The organism is Kitasatospora sp. NPDC056651, assembly GCF_042792155.1.
Classification (GTDB): Bacteria; Actinomycetota; Actinomycetes; order Streptomycetales; family Streptomycetaceae; genus Kitasatospora.
In genome coordinates this window covers 18,552-44,668 of record NZ_JBHTWX010000014.1, presented here as the reverse complement: position 1 = coordinate 44,668, position 26,117 = coordinate 18,552, and the positions used below count along the sequence as shown (strand labels likewise).

The window sequence follows — 26,117 nt, the reverse complement described above, 5'->3', positions numbered from 1 at the left end:
CGGACGAATCGCACTCCCGGGGTCCCTCACCCGTAGAAGGAGTGCATCCTCATGTCTTCCACCGCCACCGAAATCTGCGCCCCGCTCGCCGTCCTCGGCGCCGACGTCCAGGTCCCGCTCGCCAGCGGTGAGAAGGTCGGCTACGCGGCGCTCGACTACGCGGCCAGCTCGCCGGCGCTCCAGCGGGTGTGGGACGACGTCGCCGCCTACGCGCCGTACTACGGCAGCGTGCACCGCGGGGCCGGGTACCTCTCGCAGCTGTCCACCGACCTGTTCGAGCAGAGCCGCCGCACCGTCGAGGAGTTCCTCGACCTGCGCGACGGCGACCAGGTGGTCTTCACCCGGGCCACCACCGACTCGCTCAACCTGCTGGCCGCCGCCCTTCCGGCCGGCACCCGGGTGTTCGCCTTCGAGACCGAGCACCACGCCTCGCTGCTGCCCTGGGCGCACGCCGGACTGGACGTCACCTACCTGCGGGCGCCGCGCTCGCGGGCCGAGGCGGTGGCCGCGCTGGACGCCGCGCTCGCCGAGGCGCCCGAGGGCCCCAAGCTGCTGTGCGTCACCGGCGCCTCCAACGTGACCGGCGAGCTGTGGCCGGTCGCCGAGCTGACCGAGACCGCCCACCGGCACGGCGCCCGGGTGGTGCTGGACGCCGCCCAGCTGGCGCCGCACCACCGGGTCTCGGTGCGCGAGCTGGACGTCGACTGGATCGCCTTCTCCGGCCACAAGATCTACGCGCCGTTCGGCGCCGGGGTGCTGGCCGGCCGGGCGGACTGGCTGGACGCGGCCGAGCCGTACCTGGCCGGCGGCGGGGCGACCCGGACGGTGGCCCGGGAGACCGACGGCTCGGTGGCCGTGCAGTGGCACACCGGTCCGGCCCGGCACGAGGCCGGCTCGCCGAACGTCATCGGCGCCTACGCGATCGCCTCGGCCTGCCGGGCGCTGACCGAGGCCGGCTTCGACGCGCTGGAGGCCCGGGAGCAGCAGCTGATCGCCCGGCTGACGGCCGGGCTGGCCGGGATCCCGCAGGTCAAGGTCCTCAACCTGTTCGGGGCCGACTCCGCCCGGGTGGGCGTGCTGTCCTTCGTCGTCCAGGGCTGGAACAGCTCGCACTTCTCGGCCGCGCTGTCCGCCGAGTACGGCATCGGGGTGCGCGACGGCCTGTTCTGCGCCCACCCGCTGGTGCGCACCCTGCTCGGCGACGAGGACGTGGCCCCGTCCGAGTGCGGGGCGCCCGAGCCCTCGCTGCCGGGCGAGCGCAGCCTGAACGCGATCCGGGTGAGCTTCGGCGCCGGGACTCCGGACGAGCACGTCGACCGCTTCCTGACCGCCGTCCGGGAGCTGGTCACGGACGGCGCGGCCTGGAACTACCGCAACGAGGGCGGGCGCTGCGTCGCCGACACCCGGCGCGCGGGCTGACCGCTACTCGTCCAGGCCGAGGGCGAAGGCGGCTTCCAGGTCGTGCTGGGAGTAGGTGCGGAAAGCGATCTGGGTCTCGGTGTCGGCCACGCCCGGGACCTTGTTGAGCCGGCCCGGGATGACCTCGGCCAGGTCGTCGTGCCGGCGCACCCGCACCATCGCCACCAGGTTGTAGCCGCCGGTCACCGAGTAGACCTCGCTCACGCCCTCGATGGCGGCGATGGCCTCGGCGATCTCCGGGATGCGGTCGACACTGGTCTTGATCAGGACGATGGCGGTGATCACTGTTCGGGCTCCTTTGTGAGGTGCCGCCAGCGTATCGGGCGTCAGCCGGGTCGTCGCGGGGGGTGGCGGGCCCCGGCACAGGCGAAGAGGAACCCGGCACAGAAGCCGATCACGTGGACCAGGTACGCCACCCCCGGGCCGGCCGAGTGCACCGACCACCACTGCAGCGCGAACCAGAGGCCGAGCACCAGCCAGGCGGGGAAGCGCAGCGGCAGGAAGAACAGCAGCGGGACCAGAGTGGTCACCCGGGCCCGGGGATGGAAGCGCAGATAGGCGCCGAGGACGGCGGAGATCGCTCCGGAGGCCCCGATGAGCACCCGGGTGGAATCCGGCGAATGCGCCTCGGCGAGCGCGAAGCCGTACGTGCTCAGGCAGCCGGCCGCCAGGTAGAACACGGCGTGGCGGGCCCGGCCCAGCCGCCGTTCGACGGTGGGGCCGAAGACGTGGAGGAAGAGCAGGTTCCCCAGCAGGTGCAGCCAGCCGGCGTGCAGGAAGAGGCCGGTGAGGACGGACAGGGCCGGGTGCTTGCCGGGGGTCGGGGCGGCCGGGCAGCCGGGGACCGGGTCGGGGGCCTCGGCCAGCTGTTCGGTGGTCAGCGGTCGTCCGGCCAGCAGTTCGGCCGGGACGGCGCCCCAGCGCTGCTCGTACCGCTGCTCCGCGCAGACCCGGGTCGGGCCGGAGCCGTACAGCGGGTTGAGCCCGGCGGCCGGGCCGAGCAGGAAGACCAGGGTGTTGAGCGCGATCAGGGCGTAGCTGACCACCGGTGCGGCCGCCGCCGGGCGGTCGCCCCGGGCGGCGGTGTGGTCGGAGGCCGCGAGCGCCATGCGGCCAAGCATCCCTCCGGGCGCCGCAGGTGACACGACGGTTTACGGCAGGTGGACCAGTGCGGTTGTTCGGGCAACCGGTGGTCGCGGCGGTTGCCCCAGGCAATAGGCTTGGGGCGGGCATTCCCGCCTCCCGCCGCCGATGCCGGGGCTCCGTGGGGAGCGCCTAGCCCACCCAGGGACCACCCGAGAGGACCCCCGATGACCGTCCCCGCCCTGACCGCCGAGACGCGCTGGCGCTGCACCCTGTGCGGCAACCTCACCCGCTTCGACGTGACCCGCACCGCGCGGGTGACCGAGTTCCTGCACTTCGACCTGGCCGGCGAGTCCAAGGTCGAGGAGACCGAGGTCCTGAGCGAGACCATCGAGTCGGTGCGCTGCCGCTGGTGCAACGCGGTGGACCAGGTCGAGCTGGTGGCCCGCCCGGGTGCCGGGGGCACGGAGGCCCCTGCCGAGCAGGGCTGACGCCCGTCGGTGCGGCGGGCAGGTGCGCGGCGCGCCCGTCCGCCGCACGGGACAATACGGATACAGGACGCACGGAGCGTGACGACAGGGGCGGCCCCCGCCGTACCCCGCTGGACCAGGATCGGAGCCGAGGACGTGGTGGACGCAGCGAAGGAGCCCGGCGAAGCCCAGGGGCTTCAGCCCGCTGCGGCCGAGGCCCCGGTGGACGCCCCGGCCGAGGCGGCCGGAGTGGCGGAAGGCTCCGCGGCGCCCGAGGCGGAGCGCGTCGTCGAGAAGCTCGACCGGCCGCTGCCGGAGGGGGTGCGCCGGCGGGTGGTCGGGCTGGCCTCGGACGCGCTCGGCGGGCTGCCGCCGGCCGAGCTTCCGCAGAGCCTGCGCCAGTACGTCAAGTTCACCCCGGCCCGGCGGGCCAAGTACGCGGCCACCGCGCTGGCGGCGGCGCTGGAGGCGGAGCCGGCCTTCCGGGTGCGGATAGCGGAGCGGCTGCGACTGGGGCAGCCGGACCTGGTGAAGGCGCTGGAGTCGGGCACCGTCCCGAGCGCCGCCGACCCGATGGACGTCGCGGCCGCCGCCTACCTGGTGCGCTCGGCGGGCTGGAGCCGGCTGGTGGCCGAGGCCGGCGAGGAGGCCGAGCGGGCCGGTGCCGAGGACGCGGCCGCGGAGGCGGCCCGGCTGCTGGAGAAGCTCCAGGCCGAGCTGGCCGAGGTACGGGCCTCCGCGCGGGCGGACCTGGACCGGCAGCGGGCCGAGTCCGAGGGCGTCCGCAAGGAGGCCGAGTCGCTGCGCAAGAAGGTGCGGTCGCTGGAGAGCGACACCCGCCGGGCGCAGGCGGAGGCCCGCCGGGTGACCGGTGAGCTGGAGGCCGTGAAGGCGCAGGCCGCGGCCGAGCGCGGCGCGGCCGAGACCGAGGCGCGCAGGCTCCGGCACCGGGTCTCCGAGCTGGAGAACGCGGCCGAACAGGGCCGCCGGTCGGCCCGGGAGGGGCGCAGCGTCGAGGACATGCGGCTGCGGCTGCTGCTGGACACCGTGCTGCAGTCGGCCCAGGGGCTCCAGCGGGAGCTGGCGCTGCCGGTCTCCCAGATCCGTCCGGCGGACCTGGTGGAGGCCGTGGTGCCGGGGGCGGCCTCGCCGCACGACGTGGCCCGGCGCGGGCTGGCCGAGGACGATCCGGCGCTGCTGGACCAGCTGCTGGCGATCCCCCAGGTGCACCTGGTGGTGGACGGCTACAACGTGACCAAGACCGGCTATCCGACGCTGCCGCTGGAGCAGCAGCGGATCCGGCTGCTGGGCGGGCTGGCGATGCTGGCCCAGCGCACCCAGGCGGAGGTCACCTGTGTGTTCGACGGGCAGGACCTGGACGTTCCGGTGATCATGGCGCCGCCGCGCGGGGTCCGGGTGCGGTTCAGCCGGACCGGGGAGACGGCCGACGAGCTGATCCGCCGTCTGGTCCGGGCCGAGCCGCAGGGGCGTCCGGTGGTGGTGGTGTCCACCGACCGGGAGGTGGCGGAGGGCGTGCGGAAGGCGGGCGCGCGCCCGGTGGCCTCGGTGCTCCTGCTGAACCGGCTGGCCCGGCCCTGAGTCCGGATCAGGGCGTGATGATGCCTGGTCGGACGTGGTCCCGGGGGGTCGGCGCGGGTTCCGTGAAGTCAGTGTGGTGACCGGAATTCACGCCTTCGGGGGAGTGGCAGAACGGATAGAACTTCACTAGGGTCAGGTGTCAAACCTATTTTCCGGAATCTCATCCCATCAGGTGAGTCCGATGGAAGAAGGAGCCGGTCACTTGGCCTCCCACCGCCGTCCCAAGCAGCCGAGCCGCGCACGGATCTCCGTGCTCACCGCGGCCGCTGCGACCGCGGTCGCCCTCTCCGCCCAGGTGGCCGCGCACGCCGCGCCGCAGCCGAACACGTCGGACGTCAAGGCGCAGATCGACCAGCTCCAGCAGGAGCAGGAGCAGTCGGCGGAGAAGTACAACGGCGCCAAGGAGCGGGCCGACCAGCTGCGCAAGCAGGCCGACCAGCTGCAGGACCAGGTGGCCCGCGGCCAGGAGGAGATGACCCAGCTCCAGGGCGGCCTCGCCGAGGTGGCGGGCGAGCAGTACCGCACCGGCGGCATCGACGCGTCCGTCCAGCTGATGCTCTCCTCCGACCCCTCCGGCTACCTGGAGAAGGCCTCCACCATCCAGCAGGCCAGCAGCAGTCAGGCCGAGGCGCTCAAGAACCTGCTGGAGCAGCAGCGCCGGCTGGACCAGGAGAAGACCGAGGCGGCCGCGGTGCTCTCCTCGCTCGAGACCACCACCAAGGACCTGAACCAGGCCAAGACGGACGTCAACGCCAAGCTGAAGGCCGCCCAGGACCTGCTGAACTCGCTCAGCGCCGCCGACCGCGCCGCGCTGAAGGCCCAGCAGACGCAGGACGACCGCGCCTCGCGCGGCAGCGACCGGGTGGACCTCGGCAGCCTGCCGGCGGCCAGCGGCTACGCGGCCACCGCGGTGTCCAAGGCGATGGGCAAGCAGGGCTCGCCGTACGTGTGGGGCGCCACCGGGTCGACCACCTTCGACTGCTCGGGCCTGATGGTCTGGGCGTACGGGCAGGCGGGCGTCTCGCTGCCGCGCACCTCGCAGGAGCAGGGCCACTACGGGACCCGGGTGCCGTCGCTGGACCAGGCCCAGCCGGGCGACCTGGTGGTCTACGGCCCCGACATGCACCACGTCGGGATGTACATCGGCAACGGCATGGTGGTCCACGCGCCGCACACCGGTGACGTGGTGAAGGTGATGAAGGCCGACGCGATGCAGATCAACACCATCCGCCGGGTCTGACGGCCCGACATGCCCGAGGGGCCTTCGCGGCCCTGTGATCAGCGCCACCTCCGCTCGGGGGTGGCGTTGGGGTTTCCCGCCCCTTTCGCGACCACATGCTGAGAACCGATCAGCCTTGTGTGTATCAGTGGTCACCATCGGTCATTTTCACAAAAGAACTTGGGTAATCTTCTGTCTTTTTTCTGACAAGGATTTGAACGGATCACGGTTCAGTTACTAGGGTCATGATTCGAACCACCGCACTGTCGATCGCCCAGCCTGGGTGGCGGCGGTGGTTCCCGCCGAGTTCGCGAGGCAGCGGGGCAGGTCGAAGCGCCTGCCCGACAGGGGAGCCCAGTAGTCGGGGGCGCTGCGGAGCGGAGCCGGGGAACCATGTTCCTCCGGGGTGAATCGGCGCCAGGTCGGCCGCGGGAGCGGCCGTGAGGCGTCGTAGGGCATGCTTCCGGCCCGAACCCGTCAGCTCACCCGGTAGGCGGCCGCAGGAAGAAGGAGTCCGCCTTCGTGGCGTCCCATCGTCGTCCCAAGCCCGCCGGCCGCACCCGCGTCTCGATCATGACCGGCCTCGCCGCCGCAGCCGTCGCCCTCTCCGCGCAGTCCGGCGCCCACGCCGACCCGCAGCCGACCAAGGAACAGGTCAAGGAGCAGGTCGACCAGTACAACGAGCAGGCCGAGGTCGCGACCGAGAAGTACAACGCCTCGCTGGAGAAGCAGCAGGAGCTGGAGAAGCAGGTCTCCGGCCTCCAGGACCAGGTGGCCCGTCAGCAGGCCCAGGTGACCGAGCTCCAGGGCGGGCTCGCCGAGATCGCCGGCGAGCAGTACCGCAACGGTGGCATCTCGCCGACCGTCCAGCTGATGTTCTCCTCCAGCCCGGACACCTTCCTGAACCAGGCCGGGGCGCTGAACCAGGCCGGGGACAGCCAGAAGAACCAGCTGAAGCAGCTCCAGGAGCAGCAGCGCAAGCTCGACCAGGACCGCACCGAGGCCCAGGGCAAGCTCGCCGAGCTGGACTCCACCACCCAGCAGCTGAAGTCCTCCAAGGAGGAGGTCCAGGGCAAGCTGAAGGCGGCCCAGGACCTGTTCAACACGCTGTCCGAGCAGGACCGCCAGGCGATCCAGCAGGCCGAGCAGAAGGCCGCCGCCGACGCCAAGGCCAAGGCCGACGCCGCCCAGGCCCAGCAGGGCGGTGCCGACCGCGCCTCGCGCGACAACGGCCGCAGCGACCTCTCGGCCCCCTCGACCACCGCTCCGGTGAAGGTGGCCGCCGGCAGCTCGCGCGGTGCCGCCGCCCTCTCGTACGCGGCCTCCAAGATCGGCAGCCCGTACGTCTGGGGCGCCACCGGGCCGGGCTCCTTCGACTGCTCCGGCCTGATGGTCTGGGCGTACAACCAGGCGGGCGTGTCGCTGCCGCGCACCTCGCAGGCGCAGGCCGGGGCCGGCACCCGGATCGGCACGGACCTCTCCAAGGCCCAGCCCGGCGACCTGCTGATCTTCTACAGCGACGCCCACCACGTCGGCATCTACGCCGGCAACGGCCAGGTGCTGCACGCCCCCAAGCCGGGTGCGTCGGTGCGCTACGAGGCGGTCTCCAACATGCCGCTGGCCTCCATCGTGCGGGTCTGATCCCCGCTCGGACGCTTCCAGGTCCGGTCTTCCCCCAGGGGGAGGCCGGGCCTGCGGCTTTTCCGGGGTGGTCGATCTGATGTCCGATTAGTGGTCGAATATTCGGGTTGGTAGGGGTTTGGACTCGCCTGCCCGGACTCGCTAACGTCTGCCACCGGACTTCCGCTCGAAGGCCGCCCGCAGTGGTGCGGCGGCGGGGGCCCGCGCCGCAGGATTGGAGCCGCTGCCGCCATGCCCGTGCACCGTCGTTCCCCACTGCTCGCCCGGGCGCTGGTGCTGACCGCGGCCGCCGCCACCGCGCTGGGCGTGGCCGCCGGGGGCAGCGCCCAGGCCGCCCCCGGCAATCCGGACCCGGCCGACCGCCAGGACGTCAAGACACAGGTGGAGCAGCTGTACGACGAGGCCGAGCAGGCGTCCGAGAAGTACAACGCCGCGCAGGAGGCGCAGCGGCGCCTCCAGGGCGAGACCACCATCCTCCAGGGGGAGATCGCCCTCGCCCAGGACCAGCTCAACCAGCTGCGCGGCGACCTGGCGACGGTCGCCGGGGCCGAGTACCGCGGCGGCGGGATGACCCAGACCGCCCAGCTGATCCTCTCGCCCGACCCGGAGGGCTACCTGGCCCGGGCCCGCACCATGGGCCAGGCCGCCACGCGCCAGCAGGAGACCCTGCACGAGCTGCTCACCCGCCAGCGCCGGCTCGACCAGCGCCGCACCGAGGCGGCCGACAAGCTCGCCGAGCTGGACGAGACCCGCCGCTCGCTCGCCGACAGCAAGCAGCAGATCCAGCAGCGGCTGGCCACGGCGCAGAAGCTGCTCAACGGCCTGGGCTCCGGCGAACGGTCCCGGCTGGCGGCCCAGGACGCCCGGGACGCCGAGCGGCGCGCCACCCGGGGCACCGACCGGCTGGACCTCGGCTCCGCGCCGCCCGCCTCCGAGCGCGGGGCGGCCGCGCTGGCCGCCGCGGTGCGGATGATCGGCTCGCCGTACGTCTACGGGGCCACCGGCCCGAACGCGTTCGACTGCTCCGGTCTGATGTACTACAGCTGGCGGCAGGCCGGAGTGACCCTGCCGCGCACCTCGCAGGCCCAGGCGTACGCCGGGCAGCGGATCAGCCTGTCCGAAGCGCGACCGGGAGACCTGGTGATCTTCTACCGGGACATGCACCACGTCGGCATGTACGCCGGCGGCGGTGTGATCGTGCACGCGCCCCGCCCGGGTGCCAAGGTCCGCTACGAGAGCGTCACCGCGATGCCGGTCTCCGGGGTGGTCCGGCTCTGAACGCCTCGCCGTCGGGCTCCCCCCGGATACCCGGTCCCCGTCGCCCGCTGTCCCGGCGCGGCGCGCTGCTGCTCGCGGCCGGCGGGCTGGCCCAGCTGTCGTTGCCGCCGGCCGCCCCGTCGGCGGTGCCCTCGGCGCGGTCGGCGGACCGGCGCGCCGAGGTGGCCGGGGCGCTGGCGCGGCGGGCGGGCTCGGCGCCGCCCTGGGCCGGGCTGCCGGTGGCCGAGGCGGAGTACCGCAACGTGGTGCTCGCCGGGGCCGGTGGTCCGGAGCGGGTGACCGCCGCCGCCGACCTGGCGGTGCGGATCGCCGGGTACGACGCGTACCCGGTGGTGTACCCGCGCCGGATCGAGCTGGCCCTGGCCGGGGACGGCTGGCGGGTCGAGCGCGAGGAGAGCGCGAGCGGGCCGCCCGCGCCGTGGGACTTCGGGCCGCTCCGTTCGGCGCCGGGCACGCACTGCCTGGTCATCGGGCCCGCCGCCGGCCCCGACCCGGCCGAGCTGGTCGCGGTGGGGGACCGGGCGGTGCCCGCCGTCACCGAGGTCTGGGGTCGCGCCTGGCCGGAGCGGCTGCTGCTGGAGCGGCCGGCCACCGAGGAGCGGTTCGCCCGGCTGCTGGAGGGCGACCCGGCGGACTGGGCGGGCATGGCGGCGGTCACCGTGGCCGCCCCGGGCGCGCCCCGGCACACCCCGGCGGACCGGGTGCTGGTCAACCCGGAGGTGTACGGGCGGCTCAGCGACTTCGGCCGCCAGGTGGTCGTCACCCACGAGGCCACCCACGTCGCGACCAGGGCCGACACCCGGGCCTGGACCCCGATGTGGCTCTCCGAGGGCGCCGCGGACTGGACCGCCTACCGCGACTCGGGCCGCGCCGCGCGGCAGATCGCCCCCGAGCTGGCCCGGGACGTCGCCGCCGGGACGCTGCCCACCGCACTGCCCGCCGACCGGGCCTTCGCCGCCGGCGCGACCGGCATCGCCCAGGCCTACGAGCAGTCCTGGCTGGCCTGCGACCTGATCGCCCGCGACCACGGGTCGCAGCGGCTGGTCGCCTTCTACCGGGCCGTCGGCGCGGCCGACGGACAGGGCGAGGACCGGGAGGGCCGGACCGACCGGCTGATGCGCCGCGAGCTGGGCGTCGGCCTGGAGGAGTTCACCCGGCTCTGGCTGGAGCGGGTGGCGGCGCTCAGGGACTGACCGGGCGCGGGGGCCGTCCGGGTGCGACCGCAGGCCGCCGGATCAGCGACGCTGCCGGGCCGGGGCGCCCGGGTGGTCGATGCCGTCCAGCAGGTCCTGTTCGTAGGCGATGCCCGGGCGCACCGGGTAGCCGGCGGCCGGCAGCGCGGCGGGCTCGCGGTCCAGCACCACGGTCGGCGGCAGCGGCGCCTCGCCGCGGGTGGAGCGCCAGAGCCGGATGCCGGAGAGCACGGCCGCGGCCAGCAGCAGCAGGTTGCGCAGGGCCAGGACGGTGACGCCCAGGGGGTCGCTGGCCAGGACCTGGCTGAACACGGTCGGGAACTCGAGCTGGGTCAGCGGGCAGGCCAGCAGGATCAGCACCGCCACCGGCCGCTGGCTGGTGCCGCGCACCGTCAGGCAGACCGCCGCGACGCCGACCAGCCAGACCAGGTACTGCGGGCTGATCACCCGGCTGGTGACCACGAAGATCAGCAGCGCGCACAGCGCCGCGTCGTACATGGTGGCCGCGTTGCGGCGCTTGGAGGTGAAGCGCCACAGCAGCAGCCAGCCGAAGCCCAGCACGGTGCCGGCCATCATCACCTTGCTGATCACGCTGACCCACGGCCCGAGCATCTCGGGGGAGCCGTAGTTCATGGTGACCCTGCCGTCCCAGCCCCCGGCGAGCCGGGCGAAGTGCAGCGGCAGCGCGCCGAGCGACTCGACCTCGATGCCGCGGTCCTTCTGGAAGGCCAGGAAGTCGAAGGCGCCGTTCATCCCGGCCGCCAGGAGGAAGCCGATCGAGACGGCGGTGGCGCCGGCCAGCGTCCAGGAGCGGCGGGTGCGGCGGCCGGAGGGGGTGCCGATCAGGCCGAGCAGCGGCCAGACCTTGACGATGCCGCCCAGGCCCAGCAGCAGCCCGCCGATCGCCGGGCGGCGGATCAGCGCCAGCAGGCCGGCCACGGCGACCGCGGTGACGATGACGTCGAAGCGGTTGTAGATCATCGGGCCGAGCAGCGGGACGCCCACCACCCACATCCAGGCGCCGGTCAGCGCCCGGCCCCGGCGCAGGCCGGTGCGGACCAGCAGCGCGGCCGCGGCGGCGTCGGCGATCCCGCAGATCACCCAGAACGAGACCAGGTACGACCACGGCAGCAGGCCCGGCAGCAGGATCACCAGGGCGGCGCCCGGCGGGTACTGCCAGGTCACGTCGTCGAACGGGAAGGTGCCGGTCTGAAGCACGCCGTACCAGGCGTGGTAGATCATCCAGACGTCGGCCGTGACGTCGCCGCCGGGCCCCTTCAGCACGCCGGTCGTCAGCAGCACCAGCAGGGCCCGGGTGGCCACCCAGGTGGCGCCGAGCGCGGCCAGCGCCCCGAGCGGGCGGCCGAGGCGGCCGCGCGAAGAGCCGGGCTCGGTGGCCGGGGCCAATTCCACTGCGCTCCCTCGTTCGTCTCGTACGTCCCACCGGAGGCGTCGTACCGACGGACGCCCGGGCCGCGTCCTGGACAGCGGCCTAGGTACTAGGACAGACCCGGGGGTCAAACGGTTGCCGTGCGCGGTTCCGTTCCCGGCGGGTCGTGGTGTTGACCTATCGTACGGATCACCCAGCGGTACACCGCGCACCCCCCGACCGAGCGAGCCGTGGCCTGATGCACAGAACCTTGATCGTCACCAATGACTTCCCGCCCCGCCCCGGTGGCATCCAGGCCTTCGTCCACAACATGGCCGTCCGTCAGCCCGCAGGCAGCGTCGTGGTGTACGCCTCGACCTGGCGGGACGGCGGCGAGGTGGCCCGGTTCGACGCCGAACAGCCGTTCCCGGTGATCCGGGACCGGACGAAGGTGATGGTTCCCACACCGCGGGTCACCCGGCGGGCCGCCGAGATCCTGCGCGCGGAGAAGTGCGACTCGGTCTGGTTCGGCGCCGCCGCCCCGCTCGGGCTGATGGCCCCCACGCTGCGCCGGGCCGGCGCCGGGCGGCTGCTCGGCATGACCCACGGGCACGAGGCCGCCTGGGCGCAGCTGCCGGTCTCCCGGCAGCTGCTGCGCCGGATCGGCGCGGGCACCGACGTGCTGACCTACCTGGGCGAGTACACCCGCTCCCGGATCGCCGCCGCGGTCGGGCCGCGGGCCGCGGGCCGGATGGTGCAGCTGCCGCCGGGCGTGGACGAGACGACCTTCCACCCGGCCTCCGGGGGCGCCGAGGTGCGCCGCCGGCTGGGGCTGGCGGACCGGCCGGTGGTGGTCTGCGTCTCCCGGCTGGTGCCGCGCAAGGGCCAGGACACCCTGATCGAGGCGATGCCGCAGATCCTCGCCGACGTGCCGGACGCGGTGCTGCTGATCGTCGGCGGCGGCCCGTACCGGGCGGACCTGGAGAAGCTCGTGGACGCCACCGGCGTCCGGGACTCGGTGCGGTTCACCGGCGCGGTGCCGTGGGAGGAGCTGCCCGCCCACTACGGGGCCGGGGACGTCTTCGCGATGCCCTGCCGCACCCGGCGCGGCGGGCTGGACGTGGAGGGCCTGGGCATCGTCTACCTGGAGGCCTCGGCGACCGGCCTGCCGGTGGTCGCGGGAGACTCCGGCGGCGCGCCGGACGCGGTGCTGGAGGGCGAGACCGGGTACGTGGTGCCCGGCGGCTCGGCCCCGGCGGCGGCCGAGCGGATCGTCCGGCTGCTGCGGGACGAGGAGCTGCGCCGGCGGATGGGGGAGGCCGGGCGGCGCTGGGTGGAGCGCTCCTGGCGCTGGGACCTGCTGGCCGGGCGGCTGACCTCGCTGTTGGAGGGGCCGGCCGCCGGGTGACGCGTAGGGGCCCCGCCTCCTTCCCGGAGAGGCGGGGCCCGTACGGCTGTTCCCGGTCCTACTTCTGGTACAGGGCCTCGATGTCGGCCGCGAAGTCCTTCAGCACGACGTTGCGCTTGAGCTTGAGCGAGGGCGTCAGATGGCCGCTCTCCTCGGAGAACTCGGTGTCCAGCAGCCGGAACTTCTTGACCGCCTCGGCGTGCGAGACGGCCGCGTTGCCGTCGTCCACCGCGGCCTGGAGGGCGGCCAGCAGGTCCGGGTCGGTGGCGAGTTCGGCGACGGTGGCGCCGGCCGGCTTGCCGTTGAGCTCCTTCCACTTCGGGAAGAACTCCGGGTCGACGGTGATCAGGCAGGCGACGAAGGGCTTGCGGTCGCCGACCACCATGACCTCGCCGACCAGGGCGTGGCCGCGGATCCGGTCCTCGATCACGGCCGGGGCGACGTTCTTGCCGCCGGCGGTGACGATGATCTCCTTCTTGCGGCCGGTGATGGTCAGGTAGCCCTCGGAGTCCAGCGAGCCGAGGTCGCCGGTGGCGAACCAGCCGTCCTTGAGGGAGTCCGCGGTGGCCTGCGGGTTGTTCCAGTAGCCGGTGGAGATGTGCGGGCCCTTGAGCAGCACCTCGCCGTCCTCGGCGATCCGGACGGAGCAGCCGGGCACCGGCCGGCCGACCGTACCGATCTTCGGCTTGTCGCACGGGTTGAAGGCGGTGGCCGCGCAGGTCTCGGTCAGGCCGTAGCCCTCCAGGACGGTGAAGCCGATGCCGCGGTAGAAGTGGCCCAGGCGCTCGCCGAGCGGGGCACCGCCGGAGATGGCGTGGGTGGCCCGGCCGCCGAGCGCGGCGCGCAGCTTGCTGTAGACCAGCTTGTCGAAGACGGCGTGCTTGAGCCGCAGCACCAGGCCCGCGCCGCCCGCGTCCAGCGCCCGGCTGTAGGCGATCGCGGTGTCGGCGGCCTTGTCGAAGATCTTGCCCTTGCCGTCGGCCTGGGCCTTGGCGCGGGCGGTGTTGTAGACCTTCTCGAAGACTCTGGGCACGCCCAGGATCAGGGACGGCTTGAAGGCGGCCAGCTCGGCGGTGACGTCCCGGATGTCGGAGACGTGGCCGAGCTTGATCGGGGCCATCGCCGGGGCGATCTCGGCGATCCGGCCGAGCACGTGGGCCAGCGGCAGGAAGAGCAGGACGGAGCTCTCGCCGGTCCGGAACAGTGGGGCCAGCTGCTCGACGACGTTCCCGCACTCGGCCAGGAAGTTGCCGTGCGTCAGCTGGCAGCCCTTCGGCCGGCCGGTGGTGCCCGAGGTGTAGACGATGGTGGCGACGTCGTCGGGGCCGGCGATCCGGCGGCGCTCGTGGACGGTCGCGTCCGGGACGTCCCGGCCGGCCTCGGCCAGCGCGGCCAGCACGCCGCCCTCGATCTGCCAGGTGTGCTTCAGCTCCGGCAGCCGGTCGCGGACCTCGTCGAGCACCTGGACGTGCTTGGCGGTCTCGGTGATCACGGCGACCGCGCCGGAGTCGCCGAGGATCCACTCGACCTGCTCGGCGGAGGAGGTCTCGTACACCGGCACGGTGATCGCGCCGGCCGTCCAGATCGCGAAGTCCAGCAGCGTCCACTCGTACCGGGTGCGGGACATGATGCCCACTCGGTCTCCGGGCTCGACGCCCGCGGCGATCAGGCCCTTCGCGGCGGCGTGCACCTCGGCCAGGAACTGGACCGAGGTCAGCTCCTGCCACCGGCCGTCCACCTTGCGGCTGAGCACGGCGACGTCCGGGTGCTCCTCGGCGTTCCGGTGCACCGGGTCGGCGAGGTTGCCGCCGCTCGGTACCTGATAGAGGGCCGGAAGGCTGAAGTCGAGCAAGACTGCTCCTCGTTCGCGACGCTGCGGGACGGCAGGACGTTACTGCCCGGTAGGCAGCTTCGACCAGGGGGGTCGGCTCCGGTGTTCGAAGTGTCACACCCGGCCGGGTCCGACCAGGCCGTGACCGGGTCGTTCGAATGGCACCCTACGGCAGCGTCGGGCGACCGGCCGGTAACATGCCCCGCCGCCCGCCGCCCGGGGCCCGTCGTCCCGCGGACACCGCCCGGCACCCGCCGCACCGCGGCCGCCCGTCGCCGATCACCGCCGCCGGGCGCGATAGCCTGCTCCGGGCGGACCGGGCCGAGCGCGCCCCGGCCCGGACCGGCAGGCAGAGGGACGAGGCGGAGGGCCATTCCATGGCGGAGCACACCAGGTCGAGCATCACCATCGACGCGACCCAGGCCACGGTCATGGCCGTGATCGCCGACTTCGCCGCCTACCCGGCGTGGACCGGCGAGGTCAAGGAGATCGAGGTCCTGGAGACCGGCCAGGACGGCCGCGCCGCCCAGGTCCGGCTGCTGCTCGACGCCGGCGCGATCCGCGACGAGCACGTCCTCGCCTACACCTGGGACGGTGACCGCGAGGTCGGCTGGACCCTCGTCCGCAGCCAGATGCTCCGCTCGCTGGACGGCTCCTACACCCTCGCCCCGCTGGCCGGCGGCCGCACCGAGGTGACCTACCAGCTCGCCGTGGACGTCAAGATCCCGATGCTCGGCATGATCAAGCGCAAGGCCGAGAAGGTCATCATCGACCGCGCCCTGGCCGGTCTGAAGAAGCGCGTCGAGGACACCGACGGCAAGAAGCCCGCCCAGGGCTGACGGGCCGACCGCACGAGGGGGGCCGCACGGCATGACGGCGACACGCACCATCCTGGTCAGCGGCGACGCGGGCGCGCCCACGGTGGCCGCCGCCACCGCGCTGCACGCCGCCCGGCGCGGCCACCGCACCTGGCTGCTGGCAGCCGACGACCCGCACCGCGCCCTGGACTCCGCCCTCGGCACCCGGCTGGAGCCCGAACCACTGGGCTACGCACCCGGCCTGACCGTCTCCCGGATCGACGAGCAGGCCGCCTTCCGCTACGCCGTCGGCGCGCTCACCGGCCGGCTCAAGCCCGCCCTCGACCTGCTCGGCGCCGAACAGCTCGACCCCGAAGAGCTCACCGCCCTGCCCGGCATCGCCCGGCTCGCCCTGCTGCGCGCCCTGCCCGCCGCCGACCAGGACGTCCTGGTGGTGCTCGCGCCGCCGCCCGCCGAACTGATCGGCGCCCTCGCCCTGCCCGAGCAGCTCGCCCGCTACCTGGACCGGCTCGTTCCCGAGCAGCGGCAGGCCGCCCGGGCGCTGCGCCCGCTGCTGGCCGGGCTGGCGGGCGTCCCGATGCCCGCCGACTGGCTGTACGAGGGGCGCACCAAGGCCGCCGCGGCGCTCGCCGAGTCCCACGCCGCGATCACCGACCCCGGCACCAGCGTCCGGCTGGTCGTCCCGGCCGACGGCCACCCCTACGGAGAGCTGCGCCGGATCCGGGCCGGACTCGCGCTGCACGGGCACCGGCCGGACGCCGTGGTGGTGCACGGCGCGCTGCCCGAGGCCGCCACCGCCTCGCCCGACCCCTGGCTGGCCGCGCTGGCCCGCCGCCGGCACGAGGAGCTGACCGGGCTCGCGGCCGAGACCGACGCCCCGGTGCTGGTCGGCGACCTGACCGACGTCACCCTGGAGGCCCTCGCCGACCGCCTCTACGGCGACGGGGACGGGCCCGAGCGGCTCGCTCCCGCGCCCTGGTCGGTCGAGGACCGGCTCGCCGAGGACGGCCTGCTGGTCTGGCACCTCGACCTGCCCGGCGCCGACCGCTCCGAGCTGGACCTGGTCCGCCGGGGCGACGACCTGGTGGTCGGGCTCGGCGCCCACCGCCGGGTGCTCACCCTGCCCTCCGCGCTGCGCCGCTGCACGGTGGCCGGGGCCGGCCTGGCCGACGGGGCGCTCTCGGTGCGGTTCGCGCCGGATCCGGCGCTCTGGCCGCGGGGCTGACGGGGGTTCGACGGCGGTTCCACGGGGGCCGGGCCTGTTCGGGCTGTCCGGACGGTCGGGTAGCGTCGGGCCGGAGGGCCGCGGGGTGCGGCCACAGCCGAGGAGGCGCCCGCGATGACCAGCACCGACGACCGTACCGAGCCCGCCGGTGACCGTACCGAGACCGCCGACGACCGTACCAAGCCCGTCGGTGACCGTACCGAGCCCGTCGGTGATCACGCCGAGCCGGGAACCGGCGGCACCGGGTCGGGCGGCGGGCAGTCCAACCCGTTCGGGCCGGAACTGGGCCCGCTGGTGGACGAGGTGCGCCGGTTCGCCGGCGCGCTCGGCGAGAAGGCCCAGGAGGCCGGCGCCACCACCCTGATCACGCTCTCCGGGATGGCCGACCGGCTGCGCACCCAGCAGCCGGAGGTCTATTCCCACCTGGCCGCCGTCGGCACCGGGCTCGCCACCGCGGGCAGCGAACTGCTGGCCGCCTACCGCGCCGCCGTGGCCGGGCACGAGAGCCGGTGGACCGCGGGCCAGGGCGGGCCGGCCGAGAAGATCGACCTCGACGGCGATCTCGACGGCGACCTCGGCTCGGGCCTTGACGAGGCTGACGGGCCGTCCGCCAAGCAGTGAAACCGTGACTTCCGGAGTGTGATCATGCTGCTCTCGTGCGTCACGAAGAGGGGGATTAGATACGACTTTTGAAGCATCGCGGCCTGCTGGCTCCGGAATTGCCTTCGGATAATGTATGCGAGGCTGTGTACGGGGGCCGGGTTGGGCGGTAGCGTTCCGCCCAGCGGAACGAGTGAATAGCTGAGGGACACATGGCTCTGACCATCGGCGTCGATGTCGGCGGGACCAAGATCGCGGCAGGTGTGGTCGACGAGGCGGGCGCGATCCTGTCCCGGACCAGGGTGCCCACCCCGGCCGACCCCCAGTGGGCGGTCGACGCCATCGCGCAGGCCGTGCGCGAGCTCAAGGAGGAGCACCCCGACGTCGCCGCGGTGGGCGTCGGCGCCCCCGGCTTCGTCGACAGCAACCGCTCCACCGTGATCTTCGCGCCCAACATCGACTGGGAGAACGAGCCGCTGCGCGGGCGGATCGAGGAGCTCACCGGCCTGTCCACCGTCGTCGAGAACGACGCCAACTGCGCCGCCTGGGCCGAGTTCAGCTTCGGCGCGGCCGCCGACCACCGCGACATGGTGCTGATCACCGTCGGCACCGGCATCGGCGGCGGCATCGTCCTGGACGGCCGGCTGCACCGTGGCCGCTTCGGCGTGGCCGGCGAGATCGGCCACCTCAACATGGTCCCCGACGGCCTGGCCTGCGGCTGCGGCGGCAAGGGCTGCTGGGAGCAGTACGGCTCCGGGCGCGCGCTGCGCCGCTACGGCCGGGAGAAGGCCGCCGCCGACACGCGGCGCGGCCGCCGGATGCTGGAGCTCAACGACGGCGTGGCCGAGACCATCCGCGGCATCCACATCACCCAGGCCGCCGAGGAGGGCGACCCGCTCGCCCTGGAGTGCTACGCCGAGCTGGCCGACTGGCTGGGCCGCGGCATGGCCGACCTCGCCGCGCTGTTCGACCCGGGCGTCTTCGTCCTCGGCGGCGGCGTCTCCGACTCCGGGCGGCTGCTGCTCGACCCGGTCGCCAAGGCCTTCGAGCACTACCTGACCGGCGGGGTGCACCGCCCGCGCGCCGAGGTCGTCCTGGCCTCGATGGGCTCCGCCGCCGGCATCGTCGGCGCCGCGGACCTCGCGCGCACCGCCTGATCCCCTTCCTCCGAGCCCGCCGGCGGCGGTGCGACCGGGCCCCGACCGATCCCGGACGCTCCGCCGCCGTCGCACGTCCCGGCCCCGCCGCGTACCGTCGGAGCGATCCGGTGACCGCCCAGGGGAGGACCATGACCGTCGAGACCGCCGCTGCCGCCGTCCGACCGCTGCCGCCGTCCGGCCCGGGCCGGCTGCGCCTGCTCAGCTACAACGTCCGCTCTCTGCGCGACGACCGGCGGGCGCTGGCCCGGGTGATCCGGGCCTGCGACCCGGACCTGGTCTGCGTCCAGGAGGCGCCGCGCTACTGGCGGCCCGAGGGCCAGGCCGCCTGGCTGGCCCGGCACACCGGGACCGAGGTGCTGGCCGGCGGCGGCCGCACCGCCGCCGGACCGCTGCTGCTCGGCCGGCCCGGCGCGGTGGAGCCGCTCGGGGTGCACGACCGGCTGCTGCCCAAGACCCGCGGCCTGCACGCCCGGGGCTTCGCCACCGCGCTGCTGCGACTGCCCGGCACGGCGCCGTTCACCGTCACCAGCTGCCACCTGAGCCTGGACCAGGAGGAGCGGTACGGGCAGTTCGAGCTGCTGCTCGACCAGCTCAGGATCGCCGAACTCGGCGTCGTGGCAGGCGACTTCAACGAGCACCCGGACGGTCCGGGCTGGCGGCTGCTGGCCTCCCGGCTCCAGGACGGGCACCCGACCGCGCCCTGGGGCGGCGAGTTCACCTCCGTCCCGGAGCGCCCCTACCAGCGGATCGACGCCGTCTTCGCCACGCCCGGGATCACCGTCCTCGGCTGCGGGGTGCCGCACGGGCTGCCCGGCGTCACCGAGGCCGACCTGCGGGCCGCGACCGACCACCTGCCGGTGCTCGCCGTCCTCGAACTGCCGATGAGCTGACCGAGGAGCCGGTCGAGGAGCTGACCGGGGAGCCGGCCGACGAGCCGACCGAGACGTCAGACGACCGCGCCGTGGTCCGGGTCCTCCGGCTCGTCCTCGTCGCGGTCCTTCATCCGCGCGACCAGCGTGACGAAGCCGCCGAGGAAGGCGGTGATCCCGACCCAGGCGGGCCAGCCGGAGATCTCCCGCCAGACCACGGCGTCGACCAGCAGCAGGGCGGGGCCGCCGAGCACCGCCAGCCAGGCGAACTTGGCGGTCACGTCGGCGGCCGGCAGCGGCGGGGGCTCCGGCGGGACGTAGTGGCCCTCGTCGGTCTCCTCGGCCAGTTCGAAGTCGCGCGGGCCGGCGCCGGCGGCCGGCATCACCGGGTGGCCGGAGCGGGGGCGCGGCTGCGGGGCGAGACCGGACAGGTCGTCCAGGTCGCCACGGCCGTCGGTGCCGTCCTTGTGGCGGCCCTTGAGTTCGTTCTGAGCCCGGAGGTTCTCGACCTCCGGCCAGTTGGGGTTGTTGAGGTCGACCGGGTCGTCGAACTGGGTCACCAGGGCGGCGAAGATCTCGTCCTGCTCGGCCTGGCTGCGCTCGGGCGCCCGGCGGGTACGGCGCTCGGCGGGGGCCTCCGGGGCGGCGGTGTCCGCGGTCTGCTCCCCGGCGGCGTCCTGGGCGGGCGGGGGCGTCACGGCGCCGCCCGGACCCGTACGGTCCGTCGGTGCGCCGCCCGGGGCGGTGGCGTCCGTCCCGCCGTTCTTGGTCGCGCCGTCCTCGCGGGGAGTCTCGTCCCCGCCGCCCGCCGTGCTGCTCTCGTGCACTTCCGGCCCTTCAGCCATGGTGATCGTCGGATTCGACCCGGGTGACGCCCACCGCGGGTGCGGTCAGCCGTCGGATGAAGTCCTGGCCGGCCGCGAATATTTCCGCCGCGTCGTGGTCCAGCGTCGCGACGTGGAAGCTGCGTTGGCACAGCCGCTCCGTCACGTCGGTCGAGGATATCCGGGCCAGTACCAGTTCCGAGTTGGCCGGAGAGACGACGTGGTCCCGCGGGCTGCGGAAGAGCAGCACCGGCTGGGTCACCTCCGGCAGCAGCCGCTGGACCTCCCGCCACAGCAGGCTCAGCGACCAGGCGGCGTGCAGCGGGGTGCGGTCGTAGCCGACCTCGGGGGAGCCGGACCGGGCGATGTCGCCCGCGACCCCGGCCACGCTGGGGACCAGGTGGCGCAGCACCGGCAGCAGCACACTCACGGGGGTGTCCGAACGCACCGACGGGTTGACCAGCACCAGCCCGGAGACCGTCGGCCCGTGCAGCGCGGCGAGCCGCAGCGCCAGCGCGCCGCCCATCGACAGCGCGCAGACGAAGACCTGCTCGCACTCCTCGGCGAGCGCCAGCAGCTCCTGCTCGGCCGCGGCGTACCAGTCCTGCCAGCGGGTGACCTGCATGTCCTCCCAGCGGGTGCCGTGCCCGGGTAGCAGCGGCACCGAGACGGTGTACCCGGCCGCCGCCAGCTCCTCGGCCCACGGCCGCAGCGACTGCGGCGACCCGGTGAAGCCGTGGCAGAGCAGCACCCCCACCGGTCCGCCGCGGTGGTGGTACGGCTCGGCGCCGGGCAGCAACGGCATGGCGGGCTCCTTCGCGGACGGGTGGCGCTGGGGGAGGGGACGCTGGCGGGGGCGTTGCGGATTCGCATCGTCCCACGCTCCGCGCCGGGTCGTACACCCCTTACGGTGGGGCCGGGCGAACCCCCGGCGGCGGCGCCGGGCGCGGCGGACGGCCGCGGGGCATTAGGATCGACCGGTCCGCATAACAGGAGGCCCGGGTTGTTCTACCGACTGATGAAGATGATCGTCGCGCCATTGCTTCGGATCTTCTTCCGGCCCTGGATCGAGGGTGAGGAGAACATCCCCACCGAGGGTGCGGCGATCATCGCGAGCAACCACCTGTCCTTCTCGGACTCGTTCTTCTTCCCCGCGCTGATCAAGCGTCGGGTCACCTTCATCGCGAAGGCCGAGTACTTCAACACCCCGGGCCTCAAGGGCCGGCTGACGGCGGCGTTCTTCAAGGGCGTCGGCCAGCTGCCGGTGGACCGCTCGGGCGTGCGCGGCGCCGGCGAGGCCGCGATCCGCAGCGCCATCGCGGTGCTGGAGGGCGGCGAGCTGTTCGGCGTCTACCCCGAGGGCACCCGGTCGCCCGACGGCAAGCTGTACCGCGGCAAGGTCGGCGGTCTGGCCCGCGTCGCGCTGGCCACCGGCGCCCCGGTGATCCCGGTCGCCATGATCGACACCGAGAAGGTGCAGCCGCCCGGCCAGGTGATCCCCAACTTCGGCATCCGCCCCGGCATCCGGATCGGCCGCCCGCTGGACTTCTCCCGCTACCAGGGCATGGAGAACGACCGGTTCATCCTCCGTTCGGTGACGGACGAGGTGATGTACGAGATCATGCGGCTCTCCGGCCAGGAGTACGTGGACATCTACGCGACCGCCGCCAAGCGGCAGATCGCCGAGGACAAGAAGAAGGCCGACGCCGAGCGCCGGGCCGCGGCCAAGGCCGAGAAGGCGGAGGCCGCCGAGGCGGAGAAGGCCGAGAAGGCCGCCGACGGCGAGAAGACCGCCGAGCCGGGCACGTCGGAGAAGCCGGAGTAGACGTTCGGGCCGCCCCGGCGGCCCGAACGGGCGTAGGTCGGGGGCGGGGCGGATGACGGACGACGGCGGCAGAACCGGCGCGGTCGGCGGGACCGTGGCGGCCGGCGGCATGTCCGTCGAGCTGCCGCTGTGGAAGGCGATCTCCTACTTCCGGGTGCTGGCCCTGTGCTACGCCCTGCTGCGCTACGTCAACTCGTACCTGCACTTCCTGCACCCGGTGGCCGGCTGGATCTTCATGGGCGCGCTGACCCTCTGGACCCTGGCCAGCACCCGGGCCTTCGCCAATCCGCAGCGCTGCACCTGGTACGTCCTGGGCACCGACCTCACCCTCGCCGTCACCGGCATCGTGATGAGCGGCCTGACCGACTCCCCGGCCCGGATCAGCCACGGCGCGCCCACCCTGCCGACCATCTGGGCCGCCGGCACGGTGCTCGGCTACGCCGGGAAGGGCGGCTGGCGCCCGGCGGCGGCCTCGGGCTCGGTGATCGGCGTCGCCAACATCCTCGGCCACGGCGGCCCGACCGGCGACAACCTCCACAACATCGTGCTGCTGCTGATGGCCGGCTGCGCGATCGGCTACGTGATCGAGCTGGCCCGGGGCAGCGAGGCCACGCTCACCCGGGCGCTCCAGGTCGAGGCGGCCACCCGGGAACGCGAGCGGCTCTCCCGGGACATCCACGACGGCGTGCTCCAGGTGCTCGCCCTGGTCCAGCGGCGCGGCGCGGAGCCGGGCGGGGGGACGGGCGGCGCGGACCTCGCCGAACTGGGCCGGCTGGCGGGTGAACAGGAGCGGGCGCTGCGGGCCCTGATGACGGGCGGTCCGCTGCCGGCCCAGCGCGTGTCCGGACCGGACGCCGCCGAGCCGGCGGACCCGGACGCCCCGCGCGACCTCACCGCACTGCTGCGCCCGTACGCGGACGAGCGGATCACGCTCTCCGCCCCCGGTACCCCCGTGCTGCTGCCCGGCCGGGCGGCGGGTGAGCTGGCGGCGGCGGTCGGTGCGGCCGTCGACAACGTGCGCAGGCACGCGGGAGAGCGGGCCCGGGCCTGGATCCTGGTCGAGGACGAGCCGGAGGCGGTCACGGTCAGCATCCGCGACGACGGCCCGGGCTTCGCACCCGGCCGGCTCGGCGAGGCGGAGCAGGCCGGCCGGCTGGGCGTCTCCCAGTCCATCCGCGGCCGGCTGCTGGACCTCGGCGGCACGGCCGAGCTGTACTCGGCGCCCGGTGAGGGCGTCGAGGTCGAACTGCGCGCCCCGAGGAAGGCCACTCAATGACCGACCAGCCGATGACCGATCAGCCGACCGCCGACCGGCCGGTGCGGGTGATGGTGGTGGACGACCACCCGATGTGGCGGGACGCCGTCTCGCGCGACCTCGCCGAGGCGGGGCTGGACGTGGTGGCCACGGCCGGTGACGGCGAGGAGGCCGTCCGCCGGGCCCGGGCCTGCACCCCGCAGGTGGTCGTGCTGGACCTCAACCTGCCCGGTCTGCCCGGCGCCGAGGTGTGCCGCCAGGTGGTCGCGCACGACCCGGCGGTCCGGGTGCTGGTGCTGTCGGCCAGCGGTGAGCACCAGGACGTGCTGGAGGCGGTGAAGTCCGGCGCGACCGGCTACCTGCTGAAGTCGGCCGGCCGGGAGGAACTGCTGGACGCGGTGCGCCGCACGGCCGCCGGCGACGCGGTGTTCACCCCCGGCCTGGCCGGTCTGGTGCTCGGCGAGTTCCGCCGGCTGGCCGCCGAGCCGGCCCCGGCCTCGGAGCCGGCCGCCCCGCGGCTGACCGCCCGGGAGACCGAGGTGCTGCGGCTGGTGGCGAAGGGGCTGTCCTACCGGCAGATCGCCGACCGGCTGGTGCTCTCGCACCGGACGGTGCAGAACCACGTGCAGAACACGCTCGGGAAGCTCCAGCTGCACAACCGGGTGGAGCTGGTCCGGTACGCGATCGAGCAGGGCCTGGACGACGAGGTCTGACGACGAGGTCTGACGGCGGGGCACGGTCGGCCCCGGGCGGGGAACGTCCACTCGGGGCCGACCGGCTCGGCTCAGAGCAGCTCGGCCCGGCTCAGCGCAGTGCGGCCGTCGCCTCGCGCAGCAGGCCCGCCACGATGTCCACCCCGTCCCGGGTGAGCACCGACTCCGGATGGAACTGGAGACCGGCGAAGCCGGGTCCGCGCACCGCGTGCACGTCGCCGGTGACGGCGTCCCGGGAGACCTCGACGCCCGCGGTGGCGAGCCGGGCGGCGTCACCCTCCGAGCAGCGCGCGGTGAAGGTGTTGTAGAAGCCGACCGTCCGCTTGCTGCCGAACAGGTCGATGCGCTCCTGCGCCCCCTGGTACGGGACGGCCTTGCGGCCCAGCGGGAGCCCGAGCTCGGCGGTCAGCAGCTGGTGGCTGAGGCAGACCGCGAGCACCGGCGCGGTGCGGGCGCCGGAGCGGACGGCGGCCAGCGCGTCCGCGACGACCGGCCGCAGCAGCGCCATCTTGGGGTCGTCGGCGAGCGCCGGGTCGCCCGGGCCGGGGCCGAGCACCAGGGCACCCCGGTGGGCGGCGACCCGCGCGCGCAGTCCCGGCTCGTCGTAGCGGGCCACCGTCACCCGGTGGCCGAGCGAGCCGAGCAGGTGGGAGAGCATCGAGGTGAAGGTGTCCTCGCCGTCCACGACCAGGGTCGGCTCGGTCTCGGTGATCTCGGCCGGCTGCTGCATCCGCAGCCAGAACGGCGCGAGGTCGGCCCGGCGGGCGTCCAGGGCGGCCTGGACCCGGTGGTCCTCGGCGAGCCGGGGCCCGACCGGGTGGGGCAGCCGGGCGGGCGTGGGCCGGGCGCCGATCGCGGTGAGCACCCCGGCGGCCTTGGCGTGGGTCTCGGCGACCTCGGACTCGGGGACGGAGTGGCGCACCAGGGTGGCGCCGACCCGGACGACCAGCCGGCCGGTGGCCGGGTCGATGTCGGCGGTGCGGATGCAGATCGGCGAGTCCAGCAGCTGCCCGCCGCTGGCGGAGCGGCCGATCAGGGCGAGCGCGCCGGAGTAGTAGCCGCGCCCCGAGGGCTCGTAGCGCTTGATCACCCGGGTGGCGTTCTCGACCGGGCTGCCCGTCACGGTCGCGGCGAACATCGTCTCGCGGAGCACCTCGCGGACGTCCAGCGAGGTGCGGCCGCGCAGTTCGTACTCGGTGTGGGCGAGGTGGGCCATCTCCTTGAGCCGGGGCCCGAGCACCTGGCCGCCGAGGTCGCCGACCGTGCACATCATCTTGAGCTCCTCGTCCACGACCATGGTGAGCTCCTCCAACTCCTTGGGGTCGTGCAGGAACTGGAGCAGTGAGTCGAGGTCGGAGCCGCCCGCCGGATAGCGGTAGGTGCCGGAGATCGGGTTCATCACGACGGTGCCGCCGCTCTGCCGGACGTGCACCTCGGGGGAGGCGCCGACCAGGATCCTGTCCCCGGTGTGCACCAGGAAGGTCCAGTACGCGCCGCGCTCCTGCTCCAGCAGCCGCCGGAACAGCGTCAGCGCCAGTTCGGGGGAGAAGCTTTCCATCGTCGCGTGGAAGTCGCGCCGGATCACGAAGTTGGCGCCCTCGCCGTTGCCGATCTCGTCCCGGATCACCCGGCGGACGATCGCCGCGTACTCCTCGTCGTCGACGTCGAACCCGCCGCCGGCGAGTGAGACCGGCAACTCCGGTAGGGCGGAGGTGAATTCGGCCAACGGAAAGGTGCACTGCTCGGCCACCGAGAGGGCCTGGAGGGGGGTCCCGTCGTCGTGCGCCGCGAAGCCCCGCTCGCGGATCTGGCGGTACGGGACGAGGGCGAGCAGGTCGTGCACCGGGCCGCCCTGGGCCGGCGCGCCGCCGCGGACGGGCAGGTCGGCGAGGTGCTCGTAGCTGTCGACGGTGCCCAGCAGCACCTCGACGGTGTCCGGGCTGAGCCGCGGGGTGCGGCGGTGCAGCAGGGCGAAGGCGGGGGCGCCGGGGGCGGTGAGGCGGGCGAGCAGATCGACGGCGGTGGTCACGTGAACGGTGTCCTTCCGGGTGGACTGGTGGGGGTGCGAGGTCCGCTCCCGGAGGGCCGTCTGCTCAGACGCCGACGGCCGCCCCGAGGGGCGGCCGTCGTGTTCGTCTAGGAACGCGTCAACTGTGGGCCACCCTGGGGGGAGGCCCACCACCAGGAGTGGGTGTGGGGCGCGTGCATGGATCGAGCGTAGCGGATGCGGTGCGAGGGGTGAGGGCGGTCACGCTTTTGTCCGAGATGCGTCTCATCCCTCGGGCAATGGTCACGTGCCACTCCAGTCACCCCGTAGC

The 26,117-nt window shown here is 74.1% G+C and carries 23 protein-coding genes and 1 riboswitch; of the genes, 16 read left to right on the top strand and 7 right to left on the bottom strand.

What is annotated here, in order from left to right; genetic code table 11:
- Positions 1-51: 51 nt before the first annotated feature.
- Positions 52-1,419, top strand: a complete 1,368-nt coding sequence (locus ACFRAR_RS08515; protein WP_380696210.1) for an aminotransferase class V-fold PLP-dependent enzyme — start codon at positions 52-54, stop codon at positions 1,417-1,419.
- 3 nt (positions 1,420-1,422) lie between these two features.
- On the opposite strand, the gene ACFRAR_RS08510 is transcribed toward ACFRAR_RS08515, so the two are convergent.
- Both ACFRAR_RS08510 and ACFRAR_RS08505 read right to left on the bottom strand, forming a co-directional pair.
- Positions 1,423-1,704 carry an Lrp/AsnC ligand binding domain-containing protein gene (locus tag ACFRAR_RS08510; RefSeq protein WP_380696208.1) on the bottom strand — a complete coding sequence of 94 codons (282 nt, stop codon included), beginning with the start codon at positions 1,702-1,704 and terminating at the stop codon, positions 1,423-1,425.
- Positions 1,705-1,745: 41 nt separating this feature from the next.
- Positions 1,746-2,528: a rhomboid family intramembrane serine protease gene (locus ACFRAR_RS08505; protein ID WP_380696206.1), complete on the bottom strand. Its 783-nt coding sequence runs from the start codon at positions 2,526-2,528 to the stop codon at positions 1,746-1,748.
- A gap of 201 nt (positions 2,529-2,729) precedes the next feature.
- Here ACFRAR_RS08505 and ACFRAR_RS08500 point away from each other — a divergent pair, with 201 nt between their 5' ends.
- The 6 genes from ACFRAR_RS08500 (at position 2,730) to ACFRAR_RS08475 (ending at position 9,902) form a co-directional block, all read left to right on the top strand.
- Positions 2,730-2,993 (top strand): hypothetical protein, encoded by a 264-nt coding sequence (locus tag ACFRAR_RS08500; protein WP_380696204.1) that lies wholly within the window; start codon positions 2,730-2,732, stop codon positions 2,991-2,993.
- A 201-nt stretch (positions 2,994-3,194) separates the two neighbouring features.
- On the top strand, positions 3,195-4,571 hold the full coding sequence (locus ACFRAR_RS08495; RefSeq protein WP_380696308.1) for an NYN domain-containing protein: 1,377 nt from the start codon (positions 3,195-3,197) through the stop codon (positions 4,569-4,571).
- A gap of 202 nt (positions 4,572-4,773) precedes the next feature.
- Positions 4,774-5,811 (top strand): NlpC/P60 family protein, encoded by a 1,038-nt coding sequence (locus tag ACFRAR_RS08490; protein ID WP_380696202.1) that lies wholly within the window; start codon positions 4,774-4,776, stop codon positions 5,809-5,811.
- 337 nt (positions 5,812-6,148) lie between these two features.
- Positions 6,149-6,302, top strand: a riboswitch (cyclic di-AMP (ydaO/yuaA leader).
- A 10-nt stretch (positions 6,303-6,312) separates the two neighbouring features.
- Entirely contained in the window at positions 6,313-7,431 is a 1,119-nt protein-coding gene (locus ACFRAR_RS08485; protein WP_380696200.1) for an NlpC/P60 family protein, read from the top strand.
- A gap of 231 nt (positions 7,432-7,662) precedes the next feature.
- Entirely contained in the window at positions 7,663-8,709 is a 1,047-nt protein-coding gene (locus ACFRAR_RS08480) for an NlpC/P60 family protein (RefSeq protein ID WP_380696198.1), read from the top strand.
- 125 nt (positions 8,710-8,834) lie between these two features.
- On the top strand, positions 8,835-9,902 hold the full coding sequence (locus ACFRAR_RS08475) for a hypothetical protein (protein WP_380696196.1): 1,068 nt from the start codon (positions 8,835-8,837) through the stop codon (positions 9,900-9,902).
- 42 nt (positions 9,903-9,944) lie between these two features.
- On the opposite strand, the gene ACFRAR_RS08470 is transcribed toward ACFRAR_RS08475, so the two are convergent.
- On the bottom strand, positions 9,945-11,315 hold the full coding sequence (locus ACFRAR_RS08470; protein ID WP_380696194.1) for a glycosyltransferase 87 family protein: 1,371 nt from the start codon (positions 11,313-11,315) through the stop codon (positions 9,945-9,947).
- Between the two features lie 215 nt (positions 11,316-11,530).
- On the opposite strand from ACFRAR_RS08470, the gene ACFRAR_RS08465 reads away from it, so the two are divergent.
- Entirely contained in the window at positions 11,531-12,679 is a 1,149-nt protein-coding gene (locus tag ACFRAR_RS08465; RefSeq protein ID WP_380696192.1) for a glycosyltransferase family 4 protein, read from the top strand.
- Positions 12,680-12,737: 58 nt separating this feature from the next.
- Here ACFRAR_RS08465 and ACFRAR_RS08460 read toward each other — a convergent pair whose 3' ends face one another.
- Positions 12,738-14,531, bottom strand: coding sequence for an AMP-dependent synthetase/ligase (locus ACFRAR_RS08460; RefSeq protein ID WP_380696190.1), 1,794 nt, complete (start codon positions 14,529-14,531; stop codon positions 12,738-12,740).
- Between the two features lie 356 nt (positions 14,532-14,887).
- Here ACFRAR_RS08460 and ACFRAR_RS08455 point away from each other — a divergent pair, with 356 nt between their 5' ends.
- From ACFRAR_RS08455 to ACFRAR_RS08435, 5 genes are all read left to right on the top strand, one after another.
- On the top strand, positions 14,888-15,349 hold the full coding sequence (locus ACFRAR_RS08455; protein ID WP_380696188.1) for an SRPBCC family protein: 462 nt from the start codon (positions 14,888-14,890) through the stop codon (positions 15,347-15,349).
- Positions 15,350-15,380: 31 nt separating this feature from the next.
- Positions 15,381-16,553 carry an ArsA family ATPase gene (locus ACFRAR_RS08450; RefSeq protein ID WP_380696186.1) on the top strand — a complete coding sequence of 391 codons (1,173 nt, stop codon included), beginning with the start codon at positions 15,381-15,383 and terminating at the stop codon, positions 16,551-16,553.
- 114 nt (positions 16,554-16,667) lie between these two features.
- Positions 16,668-17,174, top strand: a complete 507-nt coding sequence (locus tag ACFRAR_RS08445; protein ID WP_380696184.1) for a DUF5304 family protein — start codon at positions 16,668-16,670, stop codon at positions 17,172-17,174.
- A gap of 191 nt (positions 17,175-17,365) precedes the next feature.
- Positions 17,366-18,310, top strand: coding sequence for an ROK family glucokinase (locus ACFRAR_RS08440; RefSeq protein WP_380696182.1), 945 nt, complete (start codon positions 17,366-17,368; stop codon positions 18,308-18,310).
- A 131-nt stretch (positions 18,311-18,441) separates the two neighbouring features.
- Positions 18,442-19,203 (top strand): endonuclease/exonuclease/phosphatase family protein, encoded by a 762-nt coding sequence (locus ACFRAR_RS08435; protein ID WP_380696180.1) that lies wholly within the window; start codon positions 18,442-18,444, stop codon positions 19,201-19,203.
- Between the two features lie 56 nt (positions 19,204-19,259).
- On the opposite strand, the gene ACFRAR_RS08430 is transcribed toward ACFRAR_RS08435, so the two are convergent.
- Both ACFRAR_RS08430 and ACFRAR_RS08425 read right to left on the bottom strand, forming a co-directional pair.
- Complete coding sequence (locus ACFRAR_RS08430; protein ID WP_380696178.1) at positions 19,260-20,009, bottom strand: hypothetical protein; 750 nt, start codon at positions 20,007-20,009, stop codon at positions 19,260-19,262.
- A 10-nt stretch (positions 20,010-20,019) separates the two neighbouring features.
- A complete protein-coding gene (locus tag ACFRAR_RS08425) occupies positions 20,020-20,811 on the bottom strand; it encodes an alpha/beta hydrolase (RefSeq protein WP_380696176.1) in 792 nt (263 codons plus the stop codon).
- A 213-nt stretch (positions 20,812-21,024) separates the two neighbouring features.
- On the opposite strand from ACFRAR_RS08425, the gene ACFRAR_RS08420 reads away from it, so the two are divergent.
- From ACFRAR_RS08420 to ACFRAR_RS08410, 3 genes are read left to right on the top strand one after another with little or no spacing between them, the layout of a single operon-like run.
- Positions 21,025-21,831, top strand: coding sequence for a lysophospholipid acyltransferase family protein (locus ACFRAR_RS08420; protein WP_380696306.1), 807 nt, complete (start codon positions 21,025-21,027; stop codon positions 21,829-21,831).
- Positions 21,832-21,883: 52 nt separating this feature from the next.
- Positions 21,884-23,107 (top strand): MacS family sensor histidine kinase, encoded by a 1,224-nt coding sequence (macS, locus tag ACFRAR_RS08415; protein WP_380696174.1) that lies wholly within the window; start codon positions 21,884-21,886, stop codon positions 23,105-23,107.
- The gene (locus tag ACFRAR_RS08410) at positions 23,104-23,799 is read left to right on the top strand and encodes a response regulator (protein ID WP_380696172.1); all 696 of its coding nucleotides are present in this window, start codon (positions 23,104-23,106) and stop codon (positions 23,797-23,799) included. Before macS ends, ACFRAR_RS08410 begins: the two co-directional genes overlap by 4 nt.
- Positions 23,800-23,890: 91 nt before the next feature.
- Here the strand turns inward: ACFRAR_RS08410 and ACFRAR_RS08405 are convergent, their stop codons facing one another.
- Positions 23,891-25,828 (bottom strand): anthranilate synthase family protein, encoded by a 1,938-nt coding sequence (locus tag ACFRAR_RS08405; RefSeq protein WP_380696170.1) that lies wholly within the window; start codon positions 25,826-25,828, stop codon positions 23,891-23,893.
- Positions 25,829-26,117: the final 289 nt, after the last annotated feature.